This window comes from Rhodoferax sp., from assembly GCF_018063565.1.
Classification (GTDB): domain Bacteria; phylum Pseudomonadota; class Gammaproteobacteria; order Burkholderiales; family Burkholderiaceae_C; genus Rhodoferax.
Genome location: NZ_JAGPBB010000134.1, coordinates 1 through 6,485, shown reverse-complemented (window position 1 = coordinate 6,485; position 6,485 = coordinate 1). Strand labels below are relative to the sequence as shown.

Genomic DNA, 6,485 nt, shown 5'->3' with positions numbered 1-6,485 from the left:
GTGTCGTTGAGTTTGGGTGTGCCGCTGATCGTGAACGAAAGGCCAGGGATGCTCGTGACCGTGATACTGGCTGGGGTGGCAGTGGGATAGGTTACGGTGACTGGTGCTAAGGCACCAGACACGGCAGGGTTTTCGGCCACGCTGTATGTCGCAGTGGTGATGCCCGTCAGAGGATCAGAATTGACTGCCGTAAAACTCAGTGTATAGCTTGGGTAAGGAACATTGTTGGGTGGTGCCACAGCTAGCGCAGCGTTGGCCGTGGTGGTAACCAGAGTATTGTTGACAACGGAAACATTGTTGGTTGTAAGGGTCCGACTTGTATCAATCAAGCCGTCGGTTGTATTGCTTACCTGAGCATTGAATACAGGGTCACGAGTCGGGTGATGCATGAACGCACTGTCTCCATCGAGTGTGAAGGGAATGCTCACAGTGCTACTGCCGCTTTGACCGGGTAGTCCATTAAACGTGTAGTCTGGCACGCCTGCTTGGGGTCCGACGAATGGTGCAAGTGCGCTGCTTAGTGCACCAAACAGCGGTTGCCCGTTACTGTCTTTGGTGTTGGCCAGGTCAAAGACATGGTCACGAAGCCCTTGTAGTTCAACGGCGATCGATCGGCGCTCAGCGTTGCTGTGGACACCGCTGCCGGAACTGACCACCAACTCGCGAAAGCGTTGCATGGCATCGGTAATGGAACCCAATGTGCTTTCGGCGACAGTAATGGCATCCCGCTGTGACTCCAGCGCCCGTTGGTCGGTAGCAATGCGGTTGATGCGCGTCAGCGCCCGCTCTGCCAGCGCCGCGCTGGTCGGATCGTCGCTGGGGCGCAACACACGTTTGCCGGAGGTCAGGTTTTCCTGCAGGGTTGACAGCGCACTCTGGCGTTGGGTGATGTTGCGCACGGCCGTGTCGTAGGTGTTGGCAGAACTGGTGCGGTAAAACATGGTCATGATCGGGTCTCCTCAACGCAGCAACGGTCAGCGCGTCACGGCCTGCATCAGGGTGTCAAAAATGCCTTGTGCCACCTGGATCACCTTGGCAGATGCCTGATAAGCCTGCTGATATTGCAGCAACTTGGCCGCCTCTTCGTCGAGATTGACACCCGAGACACTGGCACGGTCTGTTTCCAGGGTGGCGGCGAGGCCCGCTGAGACCTCGGCGGTGTAGCTGGCGCTTTGGGTGCGCACGCCAATCTGCGAGATGATGCTGGCATAACCATCGCTCAGACTGGAGCCGTCAAACACGGCAACATCACGCAGGTCCATGATGGCGCTGGCATTCCCAGCGCTGAGTTTGTAGTCGATGCCGTTGTTGTTGGCCGCATCCTTGATGTCAAAGACAGTGAAGGTGTCACCAACCTTTGGGACACCTCGAAAGGCAAGTGTTCCAGGCAATGGCGCAATTCTGACGACATCGCCTGCAACGACACCGGTTAAGTTGATGCTCAGTCCAGTTACTCCAGTCGCATCACCGATGGGTGAAGTAAACGGTCCGGTCGTCGTTGCAGTTGTGATGTCAGTGACGCTGTACGTGACATTTCCAGTCGCGGTGTTGACCAATGCAATACTGATTGTGTAGGGATGGTCAGGATTTGCGAGAGCGGCCGCGTTGGTGATGGTCACTACTGGAGGCACCGTAGTGCCCGTTGAGTTGACACTGTAGGCCATCGGGCGGTCAGACAAATAGTGATAGGTAAGACCGTCGTCACTTCGGGTGTAACTGTTGCTGCCCGTAAAAGTTAGAGTCAGCGGGACCTCGACAGGCGGGTTATAAGAAGCTTGCAAGTCAGTCAGTTGCAGGCTGCCGGTATTGGCAGCGCCCATCTTTCCAGCGACCGGGCTGGCCACCGCAAGCGATCGCGGAGCGGCAAACTCGGCCTGGATGGCGTTGGCGGCCTGGCTATAAGGTTTGATCAGAAACTGATCACCCACGTTCGGGACTCCGGCGACAGAAATGGTCAAACCGTCAATCGCCGTGGGAATGGACGTGAAGGTGCTGGTTTGACCGTCTGAACGGCGGGTGATGGTGCCGGCCGCAGCGCCGGTAAAACTGATCTCGTAATCCGATGCCGCAAGTTTGCTCAGATCGCTGACACCCAGGCTTAGTGTGGCGCTCACTGCCTGGGTGCCGGGTTTCAGGACATTGGTAGAACCAAAGGTGACCGGTGTAAACAAATCGCCTCCAGCCACCCCGTCTAGATCCAGACCCAGCCGATGCTGCTGGTTCATGCTGGATGTGACGGCCAGGGCGTAGCGTCCCAGCAGGTTACGTGCCTCGACCAGGTCACTGTTCTTGAAGCGCAGCAAGCCGGGGATTTCACCGCCGCCGAGCAGGTTTTCGTCCATGACGGTGGTCAGCCCGTTGCCGGTGACAGTCAGTTTGCTGGTGTGCTGGTCATCGAATACGTCTGAGTCCAGTGCCACAGTTGCGGCGTTGGTGCCTAATACCAGCGCGCGGCTTCCGCCCACAAAGAGGCCAATGGTCCCATCGTCAGCCTCAATGGCGCTGGTCTGGATCAGCTTGTTCAGGTCCCGGATCAGTTGGTCTCGCTGGTCCAGCAGGTCGTTGGGTGGTTGCCCGTTACCCTGCGCCCGCGCAATTTTTTCATTGACTTTGGCGATGTTGCTGGCAATGGTGTTGATCGAAGTGATTTTTTGTTTGAGTTCATCGTCTACGCCGGCCTGCAGTTCATCCAGCTTCAGCGCCGTGCCGCTCAAGCGGGCGGCGGTTTCGCTGACCCGTGTCAAGGCCACGGTGCGCGCCGTCAGGTCGGTTGGTGCGCTGGCGACATCAGAAAATGCGTTGAGCATGTCAGAGACTGCAGCACCCAATGCATTGGCCCCACCCGGAAACAGGTTTTGCAACTGATTGAGCTTGTCGGAGCGGGCGGTGTCGCCGGCACTCACTGCGCTGGCCAGGGTGGCCTGCGTGTTCAGGAACGTGCTGTAGTTGCGCTGGATGGTTGTGACCTCGACACCTTTGCCAATGTAGCCAACACCGGTGTACTGCCCATCATTGGTTTGCAAGACGGCATTCTGGCGTGAATAGCCGACCGTATTGACATTGGCAATGTTGTGCCCGACGGTCTGCAGGACCGTCTGGTTGGCGGTGAGTGCCCGCGAGGCAATGTTAAGCAGGCCGCTCATACACTTTGTGCCAGCAACTGCGTGCGTTGTTGCAGGCGTTGGGCGGACTCAATGGTGCGACTCAGTTTGGCCGCATAGTTGGGGTCGGTGGCATAGCCGGCTTTCTGCAGGCTGCTGGCAAAGGCCACGGCCGAGCCGGTTTGCGCACTGACTTTTGCGTAACGCGGTGATTGCGTGATCAGTCGGGCGTAGTCGCGAAACGATTCGTCGTAGGAGTCGTAGGCCCGGAACTTGGCGACCTGTTTTTGTGCCACGCCGTTGACGTACTCGGTGGTGGTCACTTCGGCCACTTTGCCGCGCCAGTTGGCGCCAGCCTTGATGCCAAACAGGTTGTGCGAGGGCTGTCCGCCTGCCATTTTGATCTCCGAGCGACCCCATCCGGTCTCCAGTGCCGCCTGTCCGACCATGTAACTCGCTGGAATGCCGGATTCGCGTTCGATGCGGGCGGCGGCGGCGGTGTGTTGCTCGACAAAACTGCTTTGACTGGCGCTGGGTTTAACGGCATTCTTGCTGTAGCTGGCCAGCGAAGAGGTGCGTTGCAAAGTGCTGATCGACGAACCCGCTGCGGGCACCTGCACGCCATCCGGCGCAACCGCCACGCCCATCTGGCGCGCCAGTTGTGCGGCAATCAGGTCAGACAAGCCGCCTGGGCGGCCCGACATCTGCACGGCAAACTGCTGGTCCAGCAAATCGGTGCCCAGGTCGCTGCCCGGGTTGTCCAGCAAGCCGGACTTCATGGTGGCCTCACGCATGCTTTTGATCAGTTCACGCATGAACAAAGACTCAAACTGTTTGGCCGTTTCCTTGATGGCGGCTTGCGAGTCCTGGCCGGCCTGCAGCTTGAGTTTGCCCAGCGAGCTGGCGTCAGCGGCCAGCGTGTTGGACAGCGTTGACAGGGAGTTTGACGAACCCAGGCTCATCAGATCACCTCCAGCTCCGCGTTCAGCGCGCCAGCGGATTTGATGGCCTGCAAGATGGCCAGCAGGTCCTGGGGCGTGGCACCCAGTGAGTTAAGCGCTCGCACCACATCCGCCAGTTGCGGTGCAGGAGGCAACTGGATCAACATGCCGGGTTCCTGCTTGATCTGGATGTCCGACTTTTCAGTGACGGTGGTCTGCCCGCCTGCCAGGGCGTTGGGTTGGCTCACCGACGGTGTGGTGCTGATGCTGATGGACAGATTGCCGTGGGCAATGGCACAGGCTCCCAGCGTGACGGCCTGGTTCATCACGATCGAGCCGGTGCGTGAATTGATCACCACCTTGGCAGAGGGCACGGACGATTCCAGCGGCAGCTCTTCCAGTTCGGCCATGAACGTCACCCGTGCATCGGGTTCAAGGGGTGCGTTGACGCGGATGGTGCGCCCGTCAAGCGCTTGGGCAATGCCCGCACCAAAGCGGGTGTTGATGGCTTGTGCGACACGCCGGGCGGTTTGAAAATCTGACGCATCCAGCCCCAGAATCAGGCTGTTGCCCTCTTGCAGGGGCGTCGGAACCGAGCGTTCAACTTGTGCGCCAGCAGGAATGCGCCCGGCACTCAGGTGGTTGACCTGAACCTTGCTGCCACCTGCCGAGGCGCCTGCGCCTGCCACCACCAGATTGCCCTGGGCAATGGCATATATCTCGCCATCGGCCCCTTTGAGCGGCGTGGCAATCAACATACCGCCCTTGAGTGACTTGGAATTGCCCACGGACGATACGTTGACGTCAATGGCCTGGCCCGGGCGAGCAAATGCGGGTAGCTGTGCCGTCACCAGCACGGCAGCGACGTTCTTGAGTTGCAGCTTGGACACAGCGTCCGCCGGCAGGGTGATGCCGAGCTGCTGCAGATAGTTGGTGATGCCTTGCGAGGTATAGGGCATCTGGGTGGTTTGATCACCGGTGCCATCAAGTCCGACCACCAGACCAAAGCCGGTCAGTTGATTGCTGCGAACCCCTTCGACGGCGGCCACTTCCTTGATGCGTGCGGCCTGGGCGGCGCTGGAACCGATCACACCGGCCAGTGCCAGAAACAGCACGGCCAACCACAGGCCCAATGGCCGTGCCGGTTGGCGGGTGTTTGGTGTGTTGAAAGAATCGTGCATTTGGTTTACCCCTCGGCACGATTCTGCGCATCTTTAGAACGGTAGAAAGCTGAAAAAGAACCGTGTTAACCAGCCAACTGTTTGCGCTTCGGCCTGGGCACCTCGCCCTTTGGACTCCATGCGAGCGTTGGCCACCTGGGTCGAATTGATCAGGTTACCCGGTTTGATCAGATGCGGATCGATGGTGCCGGAGAATCGCAACACGTCCACGTTCTGGTTCACACCAATCTGTTTGTCGCCGGCCACCACCAGGTGACCGTTGGGCAGTACATCGACCACCGTGGCGGTGATGGTTCCCGAGAAGGTGTTGGCGCTCTCGGTGGCACCTTCTCCGGAAAAGTCGCTGGCCGACGATGTGCCGACCCCGGCTTTGAGCCGTGCCAGATCAGCAGCCGACAACAAGGGGAAGGCGCTCACACTGGCCGACATGGAACTGGTGCGGTTGGCGGTCGAGCTCGATACCTGGCTGGCATTCACGCGCTCGACGATCTGGATGGTGACCATGTCGCCCACCATGCGCGCGCGCGCGTCCTCAAACGCCGGCCGGTAGGACGCTGCCCGATACAGGCTGCCCGTGGCGGGCGCCTTGGCGGTACGGGCAGGCGGTGCAATTTCCGCCTGAACCGGTTCCGGAAAGTCAACCGCCACCGGTTGGGGCAAGGAGGCACAAGCTCCCAAAAAAATGCATGAAATAGCACTCAAGCCCAATCTAGACAATGGGTAGATGCTATTGAATACTGAACCAGTAACGGGTTTCATGAAGCACCTCACGGCTTACAGCTGGCCCAGTTTTTGCAGCATCTGGTCTGAAGTCTGAATGGCCTTGGAGTTCATCTCGTAGGCGCGCTGGGTCTGGATCATGGTCACCAGTTCCTGCACCACGTTGACATTGGACGTTTCGATGAAGCCTTGCATCAGGGCGCCCATGCCATCGGTACCGGCGGTGCCCGCAGTTGGTTGACCCGACGAGGCGCTTTCGGCATACAGATTGCCACCCAGCGGGGTCAAACCAGCCGGGTTGATGAAACGTGCCAGCGCGATACTACCGATGCCTTGCGGTGTGGTGCTGCCGGGTACCGTGGCGGTGACTGTGCCGTCACCGGCAATGGACACTGCGGTGGCGTTGGCCGGCACCGTGACGCCGTTGGCAATGGCCAGGCCGGTGGCGGTCACCAGCGCACCAGCCGAGTTGACCTGAAATGCCCCGTCGCGGGTGTAACTGGTGGTGCCGTCCGGCATGGTGACCTGAAAAAATCCGTCGC

At 59.4% G+C, this 6,485-nt stretch carries 6 protein-coding genes; all 6 read right to left on the bottom strand.

From position 1 onward, the window contains the following. The coding region (flgL, locus tag KBF66_RS18255) for a flagellar hook-associated protein FlgL (RefSeq protein WP_296660889.1) at nucleotides 1-947 on the bottom strand (947 nt) is incomplete at its 3' end. A 27-nt stretch (nucleotides 948-974) separates the two neighbouring features. Then, complete coding sequence (flgK, locus tag KBF66_RS18250; protein WP_296660886.1) at nucleotides 975-3,143, bottom strand: flagellar hook-associated protein FlgK; 2,169 nt, start codon at nucleotides 3,141-3,143, stop codon at nucleotides 975-977. Further along, on the bottom strand, nucleotides 3,140-4,063 hold the full coding sequence (flgJ, locus tag KBF66_RS18245) for a flagellar assembly peptidoglycan hydrolase FlgJ (RefSeq protein WP_296660883.1): 924 nt from the start codon (nucleotides 4,061-4,063) through the stop codon (nucleotides 3,140-3,142). Before flgJ ends, flgK begins: the two co-directional genes overlap by 4 nt. Next, complete coding sequence (locus tag KBF66_RS18240) at nucleotides 4,063-5,223, bottom strand: flagellar basal body P-ring protein FlgI (protein WP_296660880.1); 1,161 nt, start codon at nucleotides 5,221-5,223, stop codon at nucleotides 4,063-4,065. Before KBF66_RS18240 ends, flgJ begins: the two co-directional genes overlap by 1 nt. Before the next feature lie 33 nt (nucleotides 5,224-5,256). Further along, complete coding sequence (locus KBF66_RS18235) at nucleotides 5,257-5,982, bottom strand: flagellar basal body L-ring protein FlgH (protein WP_296660877.1); 726 nt, start codon at nucleotides 5,980-5,982, stop codon at nucleotides 5,257-5,259. A 15-nt stretch (nucleotides 5,983-5,997) separates the two neighbouring features. Then, nucleotides 5,998-6,485 (bottom strand): flagellar hook-basal body complex protein (locus KBF66_RS18230; protein ID WP_296660873.1); only part of this gene is annotated, 488 nt, incomplete at its 5' end.